18 protein-coding genes are annotated in these 21,576 nt (G+C 71.8%); 11 read left to right on the top strand and 7 right to left on the bottom strand.

The features are described 5' to 3' along the window. Nucleotides 1-40 precede the first annotated feature (40 nt). Nucleotides 41-595, top strand: coding sequence for a Uma2 family endonuclease (locus Pen02_RS19130; RefSeq protein WP_203867444.1), 555 nt, complete (start codon nt 41-43; stop codon nt 593-595). Nucleotides 596-679: 84 nt separating this feature from the next. On the opposite strand, the gene Pen02_RS19125 is transcribed toward Pen02_RS19130, so the two are convergent. From Pen02_RS19125 to Pen02_RS19110, 4 genes are read right to left on the bottom strand one after another with little or no spacing between them, the layout of a single operon-like run. Continuing rightward, nucleotides 680-1,909: a hypothetical protein gene (locus Pen02_RS19125; protein ID WP_203867443.1), complete on the bottom strand. Its 1,230-nt coding sequence runs from the start codon at nt 1,907-1,909 to the stop codon at nt 680-682. Nucleotides 1,910-1,918: 9 nt separating this feature from the next. After that, nucleotides 1,919-2,344 (bottom strand): hypothetical protein, encoded by a 426-nt coding sequence (locus Pen02_RS19120; protein ID WP_203867442.1) that lies wholly within the window; start codon nt 2,342-2,344, stop codon nt 1,919-1,921. Next, nucleotides 2,341-4,053, bottom strand: a complete 1,713-nt coding sequence (locus Pen02_RS19115; protein ID WP_203867441.1) for a GTPase — start codon at nt 4,051-4,053, stop codon at nt 2,341-2,343. The genes Pen02_RS19120 and Pen02_RS19115 overlap by 4 nt, the downstream gene beginning before the upstream one ends. After that, nucleotides 4,050-5,888 carry a GTPase domain-containing protein gene (locus tag Pen02_RS19110; protein ID WP_203867505.1) on the bottom strand — a complete coding sequence of 613 codons (1,839 nt, stop codon included), beginning with the start codon at nt 5,886-5,888 and terminating at the stop codon, nt 4,050-4,052. Before Pen02_RS19110 ends, Pen02_RS19115 begins: the two co-directional genes overlap by 4 nt. 486 nt (nt 5,889-6,374) lie before the next feature. Between Pen02_RS19110 and dnaK the strand changes: the two genes are divergently transcribed. The 7 genes from dnaK (at nt 6,375) to Pen02_RS19075 (ending at nt 14,081) form a co-directional block, all read left to right on the top strand. Further along, a complete protein-coding gene (gene dnaK, locus Pen02_RS19105; RefSeq protein ID WP_203867440.1) occupies nt 6,375-8,252 on the top strand; it encodes a molecular chaperone DnaK in 1,878 nt (625 codons plus the stop codon). Between the two features lie 57 nt (nt 8,253-8,309). Further along, complete coding sequence (locus Pen02_RS19100; protein ID WP_203867439.1) at nt 8,310-9,293, top strand: nucleotide exchange factor GrpE; 984 nt, start codon at nt 8,310-8,312, stop codon at nt 9,291-9,293. A gap of 140 nt (nt 9,294-9,433) precedes the next feature. Further along, entirely contained in the window at nt 9,434-10,621 is a 1,188-nt protein-coding gene (gene dnaJ / locus Pen02_RS19095; protein WP_203867438.1) for a molecular chaperone DnaJ, read from the top strand. Nucleotides 10,622-10,727: 106 nt separating this feature from the next. Then, nucleotides 10,728-11,120 (top strand): heat shock protein transcriptional repressor HspR, encoded by a 393-nt coding sequence (locus tag Pen02_RS19090; protein WP_203867504.1) that lies wholly within the window; start codon nt 10,728-10,730, stop codon nt 11,118-11,120. 620 nt (nt 11,121-11,740) lie between these two features. Next, entirely contained in the window at nt 11,741-12,358 is a 618-nt protein-coding gene (locus tag Pen02_RS19085; RefSeq protein ID WP_203867437.1) for a DUF4360 domain-containing protein, read from the top strand. A gap of 251 nt (nt 12,359-12,609) precedes the next feature. Next, nucleotides 12,610-13,257: a DUF4360 domain-containing protein gene (locus Pen02_RS19080; protein ID WP_203867436.1), complete on the top strand. Its 648-nt coding sequence runs from the start codon at nt 12,610-12,612 to the stop codon at nt 13,255-13,257. Nucleotides 13,258-13,442: 185 nt separating this feature from the next. Next, nucleotides 13,443-14,081: a DUF4360 domain-containing protein gene (locus tag Pen02_RS19075; RefSeq protein WP_203867435.1), complete on the top strand. Its 639-nt coding sequence runs from the start codon at nt 13,443-13,445 to the stop codon at nt 14,079-14,081. 463 nt (nt 14,082-14,544) lie between these two features. Here Pen02_RS19075 and Pen02_RS19070 read toward each other — a convergent pair whose 3' ends face one another. The 3 genes from Pen02_RS19070 to Pen02_RS19060 form a co-directional block, all read right to left on the bottom strand. Further along, nucleotides 14,545-14,976, bottom strand: a complete 432-nt coding sequence (locus tag Pen02_RS19070; protein ID WP_203867434.1) for a hypothetical protein — start codon at nt 14,974-14,976, stop codon at nt 14,545-14,547. Nucleotides 14,977-15,173: 197 nt separating this feature from the next. After that, complete coding sequence (locus tag Pen02_RS19065) at nt 15,174-16,376, bottom strand: cation:proton antiporter (protein ID WP_203867433.1); 1,203 nt, start codon at nt 16,374-16,376, stop codon at nt 15,174-15,176. Between the two features lie 5 nt (nt 16,377-16,381). Then, on the bottom strand, nt 16,382-16,882 hold the full coding sequence (locus Pen02_RS19060) for a cation:proton antiporter regulatory subunit (RefSeq protein ID WP_203867432.1): 501 nt from the start codon (nt 16,880-16,882) through the stop codon (nt 16,382-16,384). A gap of 117 nt (nt 16,883-16,999) precedes the next feature. Between Pen02_RS19060 and Pen02_RS19055 the strand changes: the two genes are divergently transcribed. The 3 genes from Pen02_RS19055 (at nt 17,000) to Pen02_RS19045 (ending at nt 21,371) form a co-directional block, all read left to right on the top strand. After that, complete coding sequence (locus tag Pen02_RS19055; protein ID WP_203867431.1) at nt 17,000-18,148, top strand: hypothetical protein; 1,149 nt, start codon at nt 17,000-17,002, stop codon at nt 18,146-18,148. 150 nt (nt 18,149-18,298) lie between these two features. Further along, complete coding sequence (gene clpB, locus Pen02_RS19050; protein ID WP_203867430.1) at nt 18,299-20,890, top strand: ATP-dependent chaperone ClpB; 2,592 nt, start codon at nt 18,299-18,301, stop codon at nt 20,888-20,890. 67 nt (nt 20,891-20,957) lie between these two features. Next, on the top strand, nt 20,958-21,371 hold the full coding sequence (locus Pen02_RS19045; RefSeq protein WP_203867429.1) for a hypothetical protein: 414 nt from the start codon (nt 20,958-20,960) through the stop codon (nt 21,369-21,371). Nucleotides 21,372-21,576: the final 205 nt, after the last annotated feature.

Below are 21,576 nucleotides of genomic sequence, written 5' to 3'. Positions count from 1 at the left end.
TTGCGTGAAACTGTCGGTGCTCACCGTTACCGTGGCGCCCGTGAACCTTCCACCCCACGTTGACCGGCGCTGCGAGTTGATTGAGGGGCACACCATCGTCTCGGCGTCAGAGACGCTTGACCACAACACCGTCACGCGCTGGATCGCCACCATCCTCTGGGATTCCATTCCCTCCGACGATTACGTGATCGGCACCGACCAGTCGACCACGGTCGACGAGCACAACGAACCCCGGCCGGACGTGGTGGTCACCCGGGCCGAGCACGTGCGGCGTACGCCGTTCCCGATCAATGACGCGTTGCTGGTGGTCGAGGTGGTGTCGCCGACCTCGGCGCTGCGGGACACCGAGACCAAGCGGGCCCTCTACGCCCGGGCCGGCGTCCCGGCGTACTGGATCGTGGTGCCGGAGGAGGACAAGCCGACCATCTCACTGGCCGAGCTGGTGCTCGACCCAGGCAGTCGGAAATATCGCTACGTGACCCACTACACCACCGAACCGTTCGCCACCGAGCAGCCGTGGCCGATCCGGGTGGACCTGCCCGCGCTGACCGCCCGCCGGGCCCGGTTGCTCGGCCAGCCGACCGAGGAGCGCTGACGGCGCGGCAGCGCATTACGTCGGCGTCGTCCAGGTGCTGGCGGTTCGAGTCGACGGAGGAGCGCTGACGAGCGCGAGGACGCGCTACGCCGGGTCGTCGTCCAGGCGCTGGCGGTTCGACTCGATCCAGGCGTCCAGCGCCGCCGGGTCGTTCGGGTCCACGCCGTCGGCGATGAGCTGGGCCACCGCCGCCGTCGCCGGGCTGCGCCGCTCCCCGGTGGTGTAGAGCCGGACGAACTCCGGCACCATCTCCTCGATCGAGGTGTCGGTCTGGGTCGTCGCCTCCGCCGGCAGCCCCCGGAGCCGGCTGGCGTACGCGGCCCAGCTCCGGACCACCCGGGGCAGCATCGCCGCGTCGTCCATGTCGAGTACCGCCCGCCGGTGCACCCAGTCGAGCAGGAACAGGCCGGACACCGCCGGACTCCACCGCATCGGATCCGGGTCGGAGAACGTCGCCGAGTGGTCCAGCACCAGACTCAGGCAGAAGTGCAGCGAGGCGAGGTCCGCCTCGGGCACCTCGGGCAGGCCGAACCGGGCCGCCTCCGGCGAGGCGAGGAAGGAGCGGACCAGCCGGTCCCGCTCGGCCGAGGAGAGCGGCTCGGGCTCGTCGCCGACGACGGCGGTCGGCGCGGGCCGGGGCAGCAGCGCCAACCGGGCGCCGACCAGGGTCCGGTCGGTGGCCAGCGAGCCCTCGTCGGGCAGGTCACCCAGTTCGTCGGTGATGTCCAGGTGTCGGGCAACCTCGCCGCGCAGCCGGGCCGGATCCTCCTCGCGGAACCAGGTCAGCGCGTCGCCGGCACACATCTCCCGGACCTGTCCGAGGATCCGTTCGGCGGGGCCGCCGACGAAGACGTCCTTGGTGATGCCGATGTTGTGGTCGACCAGGGCCACCACGGCGTGTTCGGGACCGCCGGCCGCACTGTCGTCGTACGCGAAGGTGGCGAGGTAGGAGGTCTGGTCGCCGTACACGTCGCCGTAGGCGTAGCTGCCGGTCAGGCGTACCTTGCCGAGCTGGCCGGACCAGGACGGCGCCTGCGCGCCCGGCTTGACCGACGCGGCGCCGGCGGCATCCGGCACCAGGGCCGCGAAGACGGTCCGGATCGTGGTCGCGGCGGCGGTACGTCGACGGGACGTCGCGGAGAGGAAATCGCCCACGAAGGCCCGGACGGCGCTGTTGCGGTCCTCTTCCGCGATCGCGTAGACACTGCCCAGCAGTGCCGTGCCGAGCATCTCGGCGTCCAGCGCGCAGTCGAGCTTGGTCACGTCGCGGGCGGCATGCAGCACGGCTTCAAAGGGGGTGCGAGGCGAGGCCATGGACCGACCCTACGCCCGAGGGTGCCGGTCCAGCATCAGCAGCGCGCCGGGGCCCAGCACGCCGAACAGCAGCACGGTCCGGCTGGCGAGCAGATCGGCGCTGGTCAGCGTGCCGGCGTGTGCCAGGTGGAAGACCAGGTGCACGGTACTGAAGATCAGCAGGCCGCCCAGCACCACGGCGGTGACCCGGCGGTCGTCGAGCCAGGCGGCGGCCAGCAGCATCGCTCCCAGGGTCAGGAACGCCCCGCCCACATCCGTCATCAGGTGCGAGTTGTACGGCGGATAGCCGGCCGTCCAGGAGAGCCCGAACCCGGGAAAGTTGTCGAAGAACCAGCGCGGCGCCAACACGGCCGGCACACCCCAGGAGAGGTGGAGTACGCCGAGCAGCGCCAGCCCGCCCCGGACCACGATCCGGCGGGACCGGCCGGCGCTCACCGTGGCGCGGCGACGGCCAGTGCCGACCGTGCCTCGGCGTACGCCCGGAGCACCTCGCGGACCGGCGTCACCACGTACCCCCGGGCGGCCTCGGCCACCGCGTCGTGCATCCGGCCCTCGGCCCGCCACCGGGCCCGCCGGGCGGCCCACCTGATCACCGGCTTGACCAGCAGCGAGAGGAGTACGCCGGCGAGCAGGCCGCCGAGCAGCAGCACGGTGGGCAGCGGTGCCGACCCGACCAGCGGATAGTCGAGTTCGGGCAGCCCGAGGGCGCGTACGGCGTAGCCGAGCACCAGCCAGCCCAGCCCGACCGTGGCGGCGACGGTCACCAGCCACTGCACGGCGTTGACCAGCCGCCACCAGATCGGCTGACGTTGTACGCCGAGGTCGGTACTGGCCACCGCCCGGTCCAGCGCGTCCGGCAGGTCTGCCAGCCGGGACCGGGACGCTGCGGTCACCGCCGCCGACCAGGGCGCGGGCAGGGTCGCCCCGGCCCGCTCGGCGACCGCCCGGACGGCCAGCCCGACGGCGGAACGCTGTGCGGCGGTCGGCTCGGGTACCGAGGTCGCGGCCACCGGCGGGCGGTCGAGGCCGAGCAGCCCACCGTGATCCGGTACGCGCTCCGGCTCGGCGGGAGCCTCGGCCAGGTGCAGCCGCCGCAGCGGGTCGGGCCTGAGCCGGCGCAGCCCCCGGGCCAGCGGCCAGCCGGTGGCCGCCACCGCCCGGTGCCGGTACGCCTGCTCGGTCGCCTCGGCCACCGCCGGCACCCCGGCCGCACTGGCGAGCGCGTCGATCAGCCGCCGGATCGTCGGCCGGTCCACGTCGTCGTCGGCCCGCCCGGTGTCGACTAGGTCGGCGAGCCCTTCGACGACCGTGTCCACGTCACCGGAGAGCCGGCGCAACGCCGCCTGCCGCTCCGCGACCGCCTGCTCCAGGGTGGCCCGCAGCGGCGCGGTGCCGGCGTCGCCGAGCGCCGAGGTGGCAAGTACCGGAACCCCGCCGAGCTGGTCGGCGTCGACCAGCCGGCGCAGGTCGGCCAGTACCCGGGTCAGTTCGTTCGCGGTCAGCCGGTCCGCCTGGTTGAGCGCCACCACGGTGACGTCCCGGTGCCGGTGGAACTCGCCCAGATAGCTGTCGTGCAGCACCTTGTCGGCGTACTTCTGCGGGTCGACCACCCAGACGACCAGGTCGACCAGGCCGAGCAGCCGGTCCACCTCGGAGCGGTGCGACCACTCCACCGAGTCGAAGTCGGGCAGGTCGAGCAGGACCAGCCCGTGCAGGGCCGCCTCGTCCGCACCGTCCAGCGCGCTCTCCCGGACGAAGCGGTGCCGGGGCAGCACCCCGACCCAGTCGAGCAGCCGGGCGGCGCCGTCCAGCGGCCCCCAGACGCAGGCGTGGGTGACCCCGGTGGTCGGCCGGCGTACCCCGACCGGCGACATCTCGAACCGGGCCAGCGAGTTGAACAGGCTGGACTTGCCGCTGCCGGTGGCGCCGGCCAGGGCCACCACGGTGTGGTTCAGGGAGAGCGCCAGCCGGGTGCCGGCCCGTTCGATCAGGGTGTGCGCCGCGACCAGCCGCTCGTCGGGAAGGTGGCCGTCGACGGTGGCGAGGAACCGGTTGACCGCGTGCAGCCGCTCGACCAGCCGGTCCGGGTCGGCGCGCTGGTCAGGGCGGAACACGTCCCGGACCCTGCCCAGGATGTCGGTCATCGGGCCGCCTCCGCTCCGGCTGTCTCGGTGCCGTCCGGCCCGGCGTCGGCCCGCGCGGCGTCGACCAGCCGGGCCGCCTCGCGGAGCTGGTCGCCGTGGCCGGCGTCGACGCCGGCCGCCGCGGTGCGGGCCAGATAGCGGGCCGCCTCCTCGTCGAACAGTCGGTCGACCATACCGAGCAGGTCGGACCGGGCGCGGGTGGCCAGGGCCCGGATGGCCTGGTCGCCGAAGATCGCTTCGAGCACCTTCTGCGCGGCGACGGTGGTGCCGCCGGCCGCCGCCACCTCCAGCCCGGTCGGGATGAACGCGGTGGAGGCGAAGACCGCGACCATCACCGCCAGGCCGGTGGCGTTGACCGCGTACGCCGCGCTGCGGGCCACGAACCGCTTGTCGCCGCCCTGGGTACGGACCAGTTCGAGTACGCTCCGCTGCCAGTCCCGGACCAGCCGTTCGGCCCGCTCCGGCAGGTCTTCCGTGGGCCGGGAGAGTTCGTCGGTGAGCAGTGCGGCACCGGCCGGATGGGTCTGCCAGGCGGCTGCGGTCTGCTCGGCGGCCGTGGCGGCGGCCTCGCGGAGCAGCGTGACGAGCTGGGACTCGATCGCCGTCCGGAGCTGGGCGTTCGGGGCGGGTCGACCGGTCATCGCCGCGACGAGCCGGTCGCGGAGCTGGCCGACCCGGGCCTCCAGGGTGCGGAAGAGTTCGCCGGTGCCGACGAACTCCTGCCAGCGGGCCAACACCTCGCCCCGGAGCAGCCGGCCGTCCCGCAGCGCCTCCTCCACCGTACGGCGGGCGCCGCGATAGCCGCTGCGGACCCGTTCGTCCAGCGCCTGCGCGGCGGTGGCCTGCTGGTCGGCGGCGGTGGCCAGGCTCTCGACGGCCGGGCCGAGCGCGGCGACGGCGCCGTCCAGGGTCTGCCGGATCACCGCCGCCCGGGCCTCCGAGTCGGCGGCGAGCCGGCCGAACCAGGAGCGCAGGGGTTCGGTGTGCCGCCCCGGCAGCAGCCCCTGGCCGTCGACCACGGTCTCCGGCAGGACGAACAGCGGCGCGGCGCCGAGCTGGTGTGCGGCCAGCATCTCGGCGAGGTGCGCGGTCACCTCGTCTGCGGCGGCCGGCGGCACCCGGTCGAGGACCAGCGCGATCGCCGTACCGCGCAGCCGGGCGGTGCGCAGCAGTTCCCAGGGGACCGCGTCGGCGTACCGGGCGGCGGTGGTGACGAAGAGCCACAGGTCGGCGGCGGCGAGCAACTGGGCGGCGAGCGCCCGGTTGGCGTCGACCACCGAGTCGATGTCCGGGGCGTCCAGGAAGGCCAGCCCGGCCGGCAGTGCCGGCGCGGTGACCAGGTGCAGGGTGTCCGGCTGGTCTCCCGGGGTGGTGGTCCGGGTCAGGCCGGGCAGCAGGTCACCCTGGCGGAACCAGGCCGAGTCGAGCGGGCTGCACACGAGCACCGGTGACCGGGTGGTCGGCCGGAGCACCCCGACAGTGCTGACCCGGGCCTGGACCAGGCTGTTGACCAGGGTGGACTTGCCGGCGCCGGTCGAGCCGCCGACGACCACCAGCAGCGGCGCGTCGAGCCGGGCGAGCCGGGGCAGCAGGTAGTCGGCGAGTTGGGCGCGCAGCGACGAGCCGAGCTGGCGGGCGTCGTCCGCCCCGGGCAGGTTCAGCGGATAGGCGGTGACGTCGATCGCGGCACGCAGCCGGGTCAGCGCCCAGCGCAGGTCGGTACCGGCGTCGCCGTCCGGCCCGTCGGCGGCACCGGTCCGGCCCTGCGGCGCCGGACCGGCTTCGGCGGCGGCGTCCGGGGCGTCCGGCGCGGGTGCCGGCCGGGCCGGAGTGATCTGGGTGGTGTCCGGTTCCGGGGCGCGTCCGGGCGCCTGCCGGTCCGGGGCCGCCAGCGGCCAACTCGGCGGTGGCCGGCGCGCGGCCCCGTCGGCCCGGTCGCGAGCGATGTCGTCGATGGGGGCTTCTGCACCGACCGGGGGCGTGCCGAGGCCGGTGGCCGGATCGCCGTGGGTCGTCACGGGTAAAGACTGCCCGATCCCTGCAACACAGACAACAGGCACGGTTGCTTACGGATCAGCCGGTTGTCGGCTGCCGGTTCCCCGACCGGGTGTCCGGATCGCCACGATCGCCGTCGATGCTCCGGTCGCCGCACGGATTCGTGGTGGTAGAAGCCTTGCCGGGGGTTGCGTCGATGTGACTCAAGTCCGACTTTGCGCGGACGGGGGATCGTGGCACTATTGAGTCCGGTCCACTCAACTTGCGGTGGGTGCGCTGCGGGCCGGTGCCCGTCACCCGCCTTGTAACGAAGCGAGGAAGCGAAGATGGCACGTGCGGTCGGAATCGACCTCGGCACGACGAATTCCTGCGTCAGCGTTCTCGAAGGCGGTGAGCCTACCGTCATCGCCAACGCCGAGGGCTCGCGGACGACTCCTTCGATCGTCGCGTTCGCCCGCAACGGCGAGGTGCTCGTCGGTGAGGTCGCCAAGCGTCAGGCGGTGACCAACCCGGACCGGACCATCCGGTCGGTCAAGCGGGAGATGGGCACCAACTGGTCCGTCGACATCGACGGAAAGAAGTACACCTCGCAGGAGATCTCGGCCCGGACGCTGATGAAGCTCAAGCGGGACGCCGAGGCGTACCTGGGTGAGCGGATCACCGATGCGGTGATCACCGTCCCGGCGTACTTCAGCGACGCCCAGCGGACCGCCACCAAGGAGGCCGGGGAGATCGCCGGCTTCAACGTGCTGCGGATCGTGAACGAGCCGACCGCGGCGGCGCTGGCGTACGGGCTGGACAAGGGCTCCAAGGAGCAGACCGTCCTGGTCTTCGACCTCGGTGGTGGCACCTTCGACGTGTCGCTGCTGGAGCTCGCCGAGGGGGTCATCGAGGTCAAGTCGACGAGCGGTGACAACCACCTCGGTGGCGACGACTGGGACGAGCGGATCATCGACCACCTGGTGAAGACCTTCCGGGGTCAGCACGGTGTCGACCTGTCGCAGGACAAGATGGCGATGCAGCGGCTCCGCGAGGCGGCCGAGAAGGCCAAGATCGAGCTGTCCGCCGCCACCACCACCAGCATCAACCTGCCCTACATCACGGCCGGTCCGGCCGGTGGCGACGGTGCACCGTCGGCGCCGCTGCACCTCGACGTGACGCTGTCCCGGGCCGAGTTCCAGCGGATGACGCAGGATCTGCTCGACCGCTGCAAGGGCCCGTTCGACCAGGCCATCAAGGACGCCGGGGTCAAGGTCTCCGACGTCGACCACGTCATCCTGGTCGGCGGCTCGACCCGGATGCCGGCCGTCTCCGAGCTGGTCAAGCAGCTCACCGGGCGGGAGCCGAACAAGGGCGTCAACCCGGACGAGGTCGTCGCGGTCGGTGCCGCGCTCCAGGCCGGCGTGCTCAAGGGCGAGGTCAAGGACGTCCTGCTGCTCGACGTGACCCCGCTGTCGCTGGGCATCGAGACCAAGGGCGGCATCTTCACCAAGCTGATCGAGCGCAACACCACCATCCCGACCAAGCGCTCCGAGGTCTTCACCACGGCCGACGACAACCAGCCGTCGGTGCTGATCCAGGTCTTCCAGGGCGAGCGGGACATCGCGGCGTACAACAAGAAGCTCGGCACCTTCGAGCTGACCGGCCTGCCGCCGGCGCCGCGCGGCGTACCGCAGATCGAGGTCACCTTCGACATCGACGCGAACGGCATCGTGCACGTCAACGCGAAGGACCTCGGCACCGGCAAGGAGCAGTCGATGACGATCACCGGCGGCTCGGCGCTGCCGAAGGACGACATCGAGCGGATGATGCGGGACGCCCAGGACCACGCCGACGAGGACAAGCGGCGGCGGGACGAGGCCGAGACCCGCAACCAGGCCGAGCAGCTCCAGTGGCAGACCGAGAAGTTCCTCGCCGAGAGCGGCGACAAGCTGCCGGCCGAGCCGCGTGACCAGATCAACGAGGCGCTCGGCGACCTGCGCTCGGCGCTCGGCGGTACCGACCTGGAGAACGTCAAGACCGCACACGAGAAGCTGCTCAAGGTCTCCCAGGAGGCCGGCTCGCTGCTCTACGCGCAGCAGCAGTCCGAGCCGGGGCAGCCGGGTGCCGGCGGCGCGGGCCCGGAGGCCGGTCCGACCGGAGCCAAGGGCGGCGCCGACGACGTGGTGGACGCGGAGATCGTCGACGAGGACGACAAGAAGTGACGACGCGTTCGCCGCGTACCCGGGCTGGTCGTAAGCACAACGGATTGAGGTAGTGGTATGACGGACAGGCCACGAGCCGCCGATCCGGCGTCCACCGGATCGGCGCCGGGTGGCTCCGCGCCCTCGGGCACGGCCGGCGAGGGCGTCGTCATCCGGAACAACCGGAAGATCAACCTGACCGGCGACCAGCCGGGCTCCGGCGGAGCGGCCGGAGCCGGCACGTCCGGCGGCGCCGGGCTGGCGGCGAAGGACCCGAACCCGGACCCGGAGCCGCCGGCCGGCGACAGCGAGACCGTGGTGGCGGCCGGAGAGGTCGACGACACCGCGTCGACCGCCGCCGCCGGCTCGGTCGACGACGCCAAGTCGACCGAGAGCGGGCCGGAGGTGGCGGGCGACGAGGCGACGACCGAGCCGGCCGAGGCGACGAGCGACGCCCCGGACATCGCGACCACCGATCCGGACCCGGCCACCCCGGTCGTCGACGACAACGAACTGGCCGAGGTGCTGGCGGCGGAGCGGCCGTCCGGCACGGACGGGCCGGTGGTGGACGCTCCCGCGACGCCGGTCGCCGAGCCGGCTGCCGGCGACGCCGGACCCGGGCCGCTCGGCGCCGAACTCGCGGCGCTGCGGGCCGAGCTGGACGAACGGACCAGGGACCTCCAGCGGGTGACGGCGGAGTTCGCCAACTACCGCAAGCGGATGGACCGGGAACGGGCCCGGGACGCGGACCGGGCCACCCGGGTCGTCTTGGCCGCGCTGCTGCCCGTACTCGACGACCTGGACCGGGCCCGCGAGCACGGCGACCTGGTCGGGCCGTTCGGCACGGTGGCGGAGCAGTTGACCGCCGCGCTGACCAAGTTCGGGCTGACGCCGTTCGGTGAGAAGGGCGACCCGTTCGACCCGAACCAGCACGAGGCGGTCGCGCACCAGACCTCGGCCGAGGTGACCGAACCGACCTGTGTCGAGGTGCTGCGCCGCGGCTACCAGGTCAACGACTCGCTGCTGCGGCCCGCGCTGGTCGCGGTGGCCGACCCGGAGTGAGTGCTCCGACAACAGCGGAAACCGGGCCGGAGCGAGGTTGAGCCGGTGCATCGCGGTCGAGGTGTCTTCCGTGCACCGTCCGTAGGACGGGTCGCGGGCGGCACCTCGACCGCGCCACAGGGAGAGGGGGTGGACGACCGATGAGTTCCAAAGACTGGCTGGAGAAGGACTTCTACGCCGTGCTGGGGGTGGCCAGGTCCGCCTCCGCCGACGAGATCAAGAAGGCATACCGCAAGCTGGCCCGGGAATCGCACCCGGACCACAATCCGGGGAACGCCGAGGCGGAGGAGCGGTTCAAGGCCATCTCCGAGGCGTACGACGTGCTCGCCGACGCGCGCAAGCGCAAGGAGTACGACGAGATGCGCTCGCTCTTCGGCTCGGGCGCGTTCCGCCGCAACGCCCGGTCCGGCGGGCCGGGCGGCTACCCGTTCGACGTCTCCGACCTCTTCGGCGGGGTCGGTCAGCCGGGTGGCGCGGCCGGCGGTGACCGCCGGTTCGGCGGGGCGGGCTTCTCCGACCTGTTCAGCTCGATCTTCTCCGGCGGCGGTCCGACCCGGACCCGTGGCCCGGCCCGGGGCCGGGACGTGGAGGCCGAGGTGATGCTGGACTTCGACGACGCGGTACGCGGCGTGACGGTGCCGTTGACGCTGCGCGCGCCCGGGGTCTGCGACACCTGCCACGGTGACGGCGCCAAGCCGGGGACGTTGCCCCAGACCTGCCCGCAGTGCCGGGGCGCCGGGGTCGTCACCCGCAACCAGGGTTCGTTCAGCTTCTCCGAGCCGTGCCGGGAGTGCCAGGGCGTCGGCACGATCGTGGAGGAGAAGTGCCCGGAGTGCCGGGGTACCGGCGGGGTGACCAAGTCCCGCACCCTGAACGTCCGGTTTCCGGCCGGGGTCGCCGACGGCCAACGGATCCGGCTCGCCGGCCGGGGTGAGCCCGGTGACCGGGGCGGCCCGCCCGGCGACCTGTACGTCCTGGTCAAGGTCCGCGAGGACGACCTGTTCGGGCGCAGTGGCGACGACCTGACGCTGACCGTGCCGATCACGATCGCGGAGGCGGTGCTCGGTACGGACCTGCGGGTGCCCACGCTGGACTCGGCGGTGACGTTGCGGGTGCCGCCGGGCACACCGAGTGGCCGTACGCTGCGGGCCCGGGGGAGGGGGGTGGCCCGGCGCGACGGTCAGGCCGGTGACCTGCTGGTGACCGTGGAGATCGTGGTGCCGGAGCAGCTCTCGGCCGAGGCCCGGGAGGCGCTGGAGACGTTCGCGGCGCAGACTCCGGCGGCCGGACGGGAACATCTCGACGCCCGGGTGCGTCGTTTCAACTGAGCTAGTTGGCAGGATCGACGGGGCTTTCGGCAAGGCGGAGGTGATCAAGGTGGCTGAGGAGTACATCGTCGTCTCGATCGAGCAGGCGTCCGATGCCAAGGTTCTGATGATCTCGGTAGCCGCCCGGATGGCGGGCATGCATCCGCAGACCCTCCGGCAGTACGACCGGATGGGGCTGGTGCAGCCGGGCCGCGCGCCGGGCGGCGGGCGCCGGTACAGCGCCCGCGACGTCGCCCTGCTCCGCGAGGTGCAGCGGCTCAGCCAGGACGACGGGGTCAACCTGGCCGGCATCAAGCGGATCATCGTGTTGGAGCAGTTGGTCGACGAACTCCAGCAGCGGGTGGCCGGGCTTCAGGCCGAGTTGGAGGCCGCGTACCGCCGGATGGCCGAACTGGAGGCGCTCGGCGGCCTGCCCCGGCGGGATCTGGTACCGACCAACCGGCCCTCGACCGCGCTGGTCGTCTGGCGCCCCCGCCGCAGCAGCGATCCGTCGGCCTGACGTCCGGACCGCTCTGGCGGTCCCGACGGCGACGGAGCGTTCGCCTGACCGGCGGTGTCGTGCGGCGGGGTCCGGCCCGTAACCCTTCCGGATTCCGGCTGGCCGGTCCGGACGCCTTTCGGAAACCGGGTTATCCGCCGGTAAGCCTTCCCGGGCAGGCGGTGTCGATCCCTGGACGCCGCCGATACGACGCCGGGTGCTCCGAAACCATTACCCCGGGTGTTTCGGGAACATTACGCCCGATTCTCGGGAATCCATTAGTCGGAAGACTCGGAAACCATTACCCCGGGCCCGTCGTGAGGCTTCACCGTACATAGCGGTGACGTCGGAACTTCGCTGATCTTCCGATCGGCTGATCTTTCCGGCGTACGCACGGCGAAGGTCATGAAGCGAACTCGTCGATCCGGTCCGATGTGGGGTACGGGGCGGCGAGTCGCCGAGTGGTGTCCCGGTGCGCGCTATGTCGCGGCCCTGCGGTTGCCTGTGGCCGGCGTCGACAGAATTGATCAGCAGTTCCAGAAAATGTGGTTGGTAACAAGATTGTTTAATTGACGGCTATCTATGTTCTGACTATGGTGGGCTCGGGCGCGACCGCATCGCGACGACCGGAAGGAACTACCATGCCCAACGTGATGGCTGTCGGCGGCGTACTCGCGGCATTGTTTGCCTCGACGGTGGCTACCGAGCCCTTGGTGATCCCGGCCGAGCGGATCACCATCAGCGTGGAGACCGTCAATGGCTCAGGCTGCCCGGCCGGGACGGCCGAGGTGAGCACCGCAGCCGACAACACGGCCTTCACGGTTAGCTACAGCGACTATTTCGTGCTGGCCGGTGCCGGGGCGAAGCCGACCGAGTTCAGAAAGAACTGCCAGCTCAGCCTGAAGGTCCAGATTCCCCAGGGGCTCACCTTCGCGGTGGCCCAGGTGGACCTACAGGGCTTCGCGTACCTCCAGCGCGGGGCCACCGGTGCGCAGTACTCGCACTACTACTTCATGGGTACCTCGCCGACCGCACAGACGAGCCACGAGTTCACCGGGCCGTACAGCGGCGGCTGGCGTACGTCCGACCGCGCCGCGACCCTGGTCTACGCGCCCTGCGGCCAGGTACGCAACCTCAACGTCAACACCGAGCTGCGGTTGGACGCCGGTGATGCCGAGAGCGGCACGAGCTTCATGGCGATGGATTCGAGCCGGGGCAGTGTGCGCAGCATCTACCACCTGAGCTGGAAAGAGTGCTGACGGCGCCGCCGTGCCGCGTCCCCTGACGGCAGAGTGCGGGGCTGACGCGAATTAGGGCCCCCCGGGGTGGCCGATGGAATGGTTAATGTCCATCGTGCCGACTCGGGGGGCCCTTGCGTTTTTCGCTTCGGGTCGTCGTACCGTGTTTCGCTCTGTTGCGGATTCGTCTATAAGACATTGACGGACATCAATAAATAGAGCTAGGGTGTGCGTGCGCGCGCGACATTATCGCCACGATCGGGAGGGAACCCATGATCAGTGTGCTGGCCATTGGCAGTCTCGTTGCCTCGTTGCTTGGCGGCGCGATTGTCATCCCGACGGATCCGCCCGTGGAGCCTCCGGACGAGAAGATTCTCATCGAAGTCATCACCATCAACGGCTCCGGTTGCCCGGCCGGGACCGCGGCCGTCGCGGTCGCCCCCGACAACACGGCCTTCACGGTGACGTACAGCGACTATCTCGCCCAGGTCGGCGTGGGGGCGCGGCCGACCGACTCCCGGAAAAACTGCCAGTTGGCCCTCCAGGTGCACGTTCCGGAGGGCTTCACCTACGCGATTCTCCAGGCCGACTACCGCGGCTACGCGTATCTGGCCAACGGCGCGACGGCCCAGTCGCGGGCGAACTACTACTTCCAGGGCTCCTCGCCGACGACGTACAAGAGCCACTCGTTCAGAGGCCCGCTCGACGACAGCTGGCAGACGACCGACACCGAGGAACTCACGTCGGTGAGCTACGCCCCCTGCGGCGAGATGCGGTTCCTCAACATCAACACCGAACTGCGGGTGAACGTCGGGACGTCCAACCCGGCGACCACCACGAGTTTCATGGCGATGGACTCGACGGATGGCGGCATCAACACCATCTACCACTTCGCCTGGAAGAAGTGCCCCGAGTCCTGACACGTCTCCTCCGGGCCGGGATGCCGAGCTGCCGTTACGACATCCCGGCCCGGAGGCGGGCCCCGCCCGCCCGGCACTGGCGGGCGCGGGCGCCCGGTGAAAGAGGCCATCCGATCGATGGATGAAAGGTGATACATCGCGCGGGCAGAACGGCCCGCGCGACGGTGACCGAAGGGAGCCCGGAAATGTTGCACACGTTGGTTCTCGGCAGTCTGGCGGCGTCGTTGATGGGCCTGCCGGTACTCGCCGACCCCGTCCCGACGACCAATCCGCCGGCCGAGCGCATCACCATCGAGGTAGTCACGGTCAACGGGTCCGGCTGCCGGGCCGGCACGGCGGCGGTCGCCACGGCGCCGGACAACACGGCGTTCACGGTGACCTACAGCGACTACCTCGCCCAGGCCGGCGCCGGCACCGCGCCGACCGACTTCCGGAAGAACTGCCAACTGGTCCTCCAGGTGAACGTCCCGGGCGGCTTCACGTACGCGATCGGGCAGGCCGACTACCGCGGCTTCGCCCATCTCGAACGCGGTGCCAGCGGCATGCAGCGGGCGAGCTACTACATCCAGGGCCAGTCGCCGACGGCGATGCGGACGCACAACATCGCCGGCCCGACCAGTGACAACTGGCAGACGACCGACGTCACCGACGTGGCCGAGCTGGTCTACGCCCCCTGCGGTGTGGTCCGACTGTTCAACATCAACACGGAGCTGCGGGTGAGTCGCGGTACGTCGGACCCGAGGAGCACCAGCTTCCTGATGATGGACTCGGTCGACGGCAGCGTCAGCACGACGTACCACTTCAACTGGATGCGGTGCGAGTAGGCCCGTCCGGGACCGGGTCCCGGCGCGGCCAGCGCAGCGCACCGTCGACGTACGCCGGTACGACAGCCGCCGGTCGGCGTCGCTCGGCTCAACCGAAGATCCCCGCTGGCGCTCGTCGACAGGTCTTCGAGCGCCAGCTCTTCCTGCCCGGCCCCGCCGGCTGCCCGGTTCCGGCGCGCGCGGCCGACGAGATCAGTAACCTGACCAGTGGTGCGGACGACCGCATCTCGCGGTCCTCCGGTACGCAGGTCAGGTCCCGTGCTCCGCGCCGGCACCAGAGGTGACTGGTGGTCCGGGGGCCACGGGGGGTCCCGGCCCACCGCTCGCTCGCCCGGCGGCCCCGCCCCGACATCGACCGGTCGACCAAGCCGGCGGCGGGTCGCCCCGACCGAACGCCAGCCGCCCGGCGGTCAGCGCCCGGGCCGGAGCACGACGCCCGGTCCGCTGGAGAAGCTAGTCGCGGTCAGCCCAGCCGGCGGGCCTGTCGGACCAGGCCGCCCTCACACCAGTCGCGGTAGTCGAACAGCTCCGGCCTCGCCTGGAGCATCCGGGTGTTGTGCGCCCAGATGACCATCTGCTCGTCGCCGTTCCGCTCGGCCTGCTCGACCAGCTTGCGCAGCCGCCGCTTGGGGTGGGCCTGGAACTTGGTCCGGATGCCGTCCGCCGCGTAGATGTAGAGACAGTGCAGCGCGAACCGGCGGGCCGGGCACGACTGGTCCATCGCCAGGTCGAACAACGTGGTGATCAGCCGGTCACCGGAGACCAGCAGGTCCCAGTCCTTCGGCATGGTGTGCAGCGGCACCGAGTCCGGCTCGTACGCCCAGGCCCGAAGCTCGGCGGGAGAGGGGTCCACCGGGTTGGCAAAGCCCCGGAACGCAGAATCCTGCACGCTCAACGGGCCGCCTTTCCGCTCACGCGGCTGCCGGGCCCCGGCCCCCGCAAGTACCTGTGGCTATTGCGGCGACACGGTAACGCGCTGTTGCCAGCCTGCGAAAGGGTCGCCACGTGCTATTTCATCAACCCGTTACGCAGTGCTGGTACCGGCCGAACGGTGATCCCGAAATGTGGGGCGCGGGCGTGCCGCGCCCCACCTCAGTCCGTCGCCGGAGCCGGTGCCGGACCAGCCGCAGCCGACCGGCGCAGCCAGCGCTTGAACCACCCGAAGTCGGGCAACCGGGCCAACATCGGGCCGGTCACCACGGTGATCAGCACGTACGCGGTGGCCAGCGGGCCGAGTTGCGGGTTGACCACACTGGTGGCGACGGCCAGCCCGGCGATGACGATGGAGAACTCGCCCCGGGGCGCCAGGGCCAGCCCGGCCCGCCACCGACCCGGCAGGCCGATGCCGACCCGCTTCGCCGCCAGGTAACCGGTGAGCACCTTGGTGGCCATGGTGACCACGGCCAGCGCCAGCGCCGGCAGCAGTACCGGCGGGATGGCCCGGGGGTCGGTGTTCAGCCCGAAGAAGACGAAGAAGACGGCGGCGAAGAGGTCCCGCAGCGGCGAGAGCAGCTCCGTCGCGTTGTGTGCCACCGGCCCGGAGAGCGCGATGCCGACCAGGAACGCGCCGACCGCCGCCGACACCTGGAGCCCGGCCGCGATGCCGGCGACCAGCAGGGTCAGCCCGAGTACGCCGAGCAGCAGCGCCTCCGGATCCTTGGCGGAGAGCATCCGGGAGATGAAGTTGCCGTACCGGATCGCCACCACCAGCACCAGCACCACGGTGAAGACCGCGATGGCCAGCGCGATGCCGCCGCCGAGCAGGCTCTGGCCGCTCAGGATGGCGGTCACCAGCGGCAGGTAGAGCGCCATCGCCAGGTCCTCGATGACCAGCACCGACAGGATGACCGGGGTCTCCCGGTTACCGACCCGGCCGAGGTCGGCCAGTACCTTGGCGATCACGCCCGACGAGGAGACCCAGGTGACCCCGGCCAGCACGATCGCGCCGACCCAGCCCCAGCCGAGCAGCAGGCCGAAGGCCGCCCCCGGCAACGCGTTGAGCAGACCGTCGAACAGCCCGGCCGGGGCCGCCGCGCGCAGGTTGCCGACCAGTTCGCTGGCGGAGTATTCCAGGCCCAGCATGACCAGCAGCAGGATCACACCGATCTCGGCGCCGACCTCGAAGAACTCCTCGCTGGCAGACAGCGGCACCAGCCCGCCGTGCCCGAAGGCGAGCCCGGCGAGCAGGTAGAGCGGGATCGGCGAGAGCCCGATCCGCCGGCTGAGCCGGCTGAGCAGTCCGAGGGCGAGCAGCAGCGCGCCCACTTCGATGAGCAGGATTGTGGTGTGATGCATCCGCCTCAGCCGTCCGGATCGGTCTCGGCGAGGATCGCGGTGACACCGTCGAGTCCCTGGCGGGTGCCGACCACGACCACGACATCGCCGGCCTCGAACCGGAAGGTCGGATCGGGTGAGGCGATCACCTCGCGCTCCCGGAGGACCGCGACGATGGACGCGCTGGTACGGGTGCGTGCCTGTGTGTCGCCCAGCCGCCGGCCGACGTACCGCGAGCCGGCCGGGATGGCGATCTGCTCGGTGAGCAGCCCGGCGGCCTGCTGGCGCAGCCCGGAGAGCTGGCCCAGCATCAGCGAGGCGCCGAGGATGTCGGCCAGCGCCTCCGCCTCGTCGTCGGTGAGCGGGACGTCTGCCGTGCAGGAGTCGGGATCGTCGGGGTCGTACAGCACCAGATCCCGTCGACCGTTGCGGTGCGTCACCACACCGAGCCGACGCCCGGACGCGGTCACCACGTCGTGGCGTACGCCGATCCCGGGCAACGCGGTCTGCTCCACACGTACTCGCACGTAACCAACGTTACCCGTATGTCGATCGAGGGTTGAACCGGCCGGTACGCGGGGTGTGGCGGCGCGGGGCGGAACCGTACCGTCGGTCGGGGGCTCGGTGCTCTGTGGAGGTGACCGATGGGCGTTTCGGTAGGGCGTACCGGATCGGTGCTGGCGGCGGTCGTGGCCGGCGCGCTCGTCGCCGGCTGCACCACCGGCCCGATCGGGGAGATCCGGCGGGCCGCGCCGGCCCCACCGCCGGGGCCGGCCGACCCGGCGCCGACGGTGGAGCCACGCCACGTGCGGCTCGCCGTTCCGCCGGGCGCGGTGCTGCACCAGTTCGAGTTCACCGACGCCGCGCGCGGCTACGCGCTCTTCGTCGACAACGGCACGGGCGCGGCCTCCGGCCCGGGTACGCCGGCCGCCGGACCCTCCGGGCCGAACGCGACCAACCTGCTCTTCGGTACCGGCGACGGCGGGCGTACCTGGCAGCGGCTCCGGCATCCGCAGCCGGCCGGCTTCCAGCAGCTCTACACCGGCAACGGTCGACTGGTGCTCTGGGTCCAGCCGGCGGACTGGTACGTCTCCGTCGACGCCGGCCGGAGCTTCCGGCACTATCCGGGCGAGCAGCCGCCGGCCGCGTACCACCCGACGCAGGGGAGTTACCAGGTCTGCTGCGACGGCGACGATCCGCCGAGGGTGGTGCGCTGGGCCGGGGAGGAGCGCCGGGACGTGCCGACCCAGCCGCCACTGCCCGGGATCTCCGGGGTGGCGAGCAGTGGTGACCGGCTGCTCGTCAGCGGGTTCGCCGACGGCCGCCCGTACGCGTCGGTCTCGCCGGACGGCGGGCGGAGCTGGCGGACGACGGCGCTGCCGGCGGTGGACGGCGGTCTGGGGGCCGTGCTGCCGACGATGGCGGCCGACGGCGACTCCTGGCTGGTCGGCTACCACGCCGACGACCGGACCCGGTTCCCCCGGCTGTGGCGGCGGGTCGGTGTCGACGAGCCGGCCCGCTGGCTGCCGGTGGAGCCGGTGGGCCGGCCGGAACGGTTCACCTCGGCCGTGCCGCTCGGCGCCGGCCGGCTGGTGGTCTCGTCGCCCGAGGGGACCGGGCTGGTCGTCAACGGCCGGTACGCGGAACTGGCCTGGCCGGTCGGCGAGCACTACCTGCGGATACTTGACGACGGCACGTTGTTCGCCGCGGATCCACCGAGTGGCGAGGCGTGGCTCGGCCTCGGCTCCGGTACCGACCGGCGGTGGGTCGGGGTGCGGTTGAGCGGAATGTGACCGACGTCACGACCGTAGAGTTGAGTGGAATAGACTCAACTCTGGTTGTGTCGTCAGTACTGGAGGTGGTGTCGCCGGGTGCGGCGTCGCCGCCCGCCACGCTGCCGATGCCGGCCCGTGCCCACGGCCGGCGGACCGTATTGGGAGCCCATGAACGCCGAACGTCTCACCACGAAGAGCCGCGAAGTCATCACCGGCGCCGTCGCCACCGCCAACCAGCGCGGCCACGCCACCGTCGAGCCGTGGCACCTGCTGCTGTCCCTGCTGGACACCGGCGGCTCGACCGCCGCCGGACTGCTGCGGGCAGTCGGGGCGAATCCGGCCGACATCCGACGGGCCGCCGCCCGGGCCGTGGAGAAGCAGCCGGCCGCCCGGGGATCCAGCGTCGCCGAGCCGAGCCTGGCCCGGGAGTTCGTCAACGCGATCGGCGCGGCCGAGCAGATCGCCCGGCCGCTCGGTGACGAGTACACCTCCACCGAACACCTGCTGGCCGGGCTGGCCCGGGTCGGCGGCGAGGTCGCCGGCACCCTCAAGCAGGCCGGCGCCACCGAGGAGAACCTGGTCGCCGCCTTCCCCGCCGTACGCGGCGGCGACCGGCGGGTCACCACCGCCGACCCCGAGCAGACCTACCAGGCCCTGGAGAAGTACGGCGTCGACCTCACCGCCAGCGCCCGGGACGGCAAGATCGACCCGGTGATCGGCCGGGACGCCGAGATCCGCCGGGTGGTCCAGGTGCTCTCCCGGCGTACCAAGAACAACCCGGTGCTGATCGGCGAGCCCGGCGTCGGCAAGACCGCGATCGTCGAAGGGCTGGCCCAGCGGATCGTCGCCGGTGACGTCCCCGAGTCGCTCCGGGACAAGAAGCTGGTCTCGCTCGACCTCGGCGCGATGGTCGCCGGAGCGCAGTACCGGGGGCAGTTCGAGGAGCGGCTCAAGTCGGTGCTGGAGGAGATCAAGAACTCCGACGGCCAGGTCATCACCTTCCTCGACGAACTGCACACCGTCGTCGGTGCCGGCAAGGGCGAGGGCTCGATGGACGCCGGCAACATGCTCAAGCCGATGCTGGCCCGGGGCGAACTGCGGATGGTCGGCGCGACCACGCTCGACGAGTACCGCGAGCACATCGAGAAGGACCCGGCGCTGGAGCGGCGCTTCCAGCCGGTGCTGGTCGGCGAGCCGACCATCGAGGACACCATCGGCATCCTGCGCGGGCTCAAGGAGCGCTACGAGGTGCACCACGGCGTACGGATCACCGACGCCGCGCTGGTCGCCGCCGCCAGCCTCTCCGACCGGTACATCACCGAGCGGTTCCTGCCGGACAAGGCGATCGACCTGGTCGACGAGTCCGCCTCCCGACTCCGGATGGAGATCGACTCCCGGCCCACCGAGGTCGACGAGATCGAGCGGGCGGTACGCCGGCTGGAGATCGAGGAGATGGCGCTGGCCAAGGAGCCCGACCCGGCCTCGGCCGAGCGCCTCGAACGGCTCCGCAAGGAACTTGCCGACAAGCGCGAGCAGCTCACCGCGCTCAGCGAGCGGTGGCGGCTGGAGAAGGATCACATCACCCGGATCTCCACCACCAAGGAGGAGTTGGAACGGCTCGGCGGCGAGGCCGAGCGGGCCGAACGGGACGGCGAGCTGGAACGCGCCGCCGAACTGCGCTACGGCCGGATCCCCGAGCTGAACGCCGCGCTGACCCGGGCCGAGTCCGAACTCGCCGGGTTGCAGGCCGACGGGGCGATGCTCAAGGAGGAGGTCGGCGCCGACGACATCGCCGCCGTGGTTGCCTCATGGACCGGCATCCCGGCCGGCCGGCTGATGGAGGGCGAGACCGCGAAACTGCTCCGGATGGAGTCGTCGCTCGGCGCCCGCGTGGTCGGCCAGGCCGAGGCGGTGGCCGCGGTCTCCGACGCGGTACGCCGGGCGCGTGCCGGCGTCGCCGACCCGGACCGCCCGACCGGCAGCTTCCTCTTCCTCGGCCCGACCGGCGTCGGCAAGACCGAGCTGGGCAAGGCACTCGCCGAGTTCCTCTTCGACGACGAGCGGGCCATGGTCCGGATCGACATGAGCGAGTACGCCGAGAAGCACTCGGTGGCCCGGCTCGTCGGCGCCCCGCCCGGCTACGTCGGGTACGAGGAGGGCGGCCAGCTCACCGAGGCGGTGCGCCGCCGGCCGTACTCGGTGATCCTGCTGGACGAGGTGGAGAAGGCCCATCCGGACGTCTTCGACGTACTGCTCCAGGTGCTCGACGACGGCCGGCTCACCGACGGCCAGGGGCGTACCGTCGACTTCCGCAACGCCATCCTGATCCTCACCTCCAACCTCGGCTCGGCGGTCGTCTCCGACCTGACGCTCGGCGAGGAGGAGCGCCGGGAGGCGGTGCTGGCGGTGGTCCGGTCGCACTTCAAGCCGGAGTTCCTGAACCGGCTCGACGACATCGTGGTCTTCGCCTCGCTCACCGGTCAGGAACTGCGCGGCATCGTGGACATCCAGCTCGACCGGCTGCGCCGGCGGCTCGCCGACCGGCGGCTCGGCCTGGACGTCACCGACGAGGCCCGGAGTTGGCTGGCCGAGCACGGGTACGACCCGATCTACGGTGCCCGGCCGCTGCGCCGGTTGGTGCAGTCGGCGATCGGCGACCGGCTGGCGAAGGCGCTGCTGGCCGGCGAGGTACGCGACGGCGACACCGTCCGGGTCGACCTGGCGGACAGCAAGGAGTCGCTGACCGTCGTCCGGGCCTGACCGGCCGGCAGCCCGCCCACCGGACTGCCGGCGGGCGCTTCCGGCCGGTCCGGGTGACCATTGGGTGATGACCGAGTTGCCGGAACGGCCGGAGCGGCCGGTACAGCGGGAACAGCCGGAACGCGTCGACGAGTTGGCGGCGGCGCTGCGCGAGTTGGCCGGCGCCGACGTCGTCGCGTTCGGCGGAGTGGGCCTGGCGGGACAGGTGCTGCCACCGACCGAGGCGTACCGGACGGTGGCGGCGCAACCGCCGGAACGGGCCGACGAGATCCGTGGCCGGCTGGGCTGGCTGCTGGCCAACGGCTCGGCCGCCGGCAGGGCGTACGCGGTCACGCTCCTCGACCGGCTGGACCCGGCGGCGGCCCGGACAGCCTGGCGGGGACTGCTCGACGATCCGGCCGAGCTGACCACCTTCAGCGGCTGCCTGATGGACCAGACCACCCTGGGCGAGTACGCCGCCGCCCGCCTCGACCAGGACTGACGGGTACGGGGCAGCAGGAGGGTCGGCCGGGGCGGCGGGAACGGATCCGGGGCCGGGCCGGGCTGCCGGCGGCGGTTCGGCCCGGCTCGGCGAGACCCGTACCGATACGGTGGTCCGGAATCTGGGAAGTTGAATCCGGGAACACCCGATCCCGCACAGACCGATCCCGGGAACCCGCGCCGGGAACCCGAGCCAGGAAAGGAGA

It is taken from the genome of Plantactinospora endophytica (assembly GCF_016862915.1).
In the GTDB taxonomy this organism is placed as follows: domain Bacteria; phylum Actinomycetota; class Actinomycetes; order Mycobacteriales; family Micromonosporaceae; genus Plantactinospora; species Plantactinospora endophytica.
Note: the sequence above shows the minus strand (reverse complement) of the source record. Positions and strands in the feature narration are given on the sequence as shown.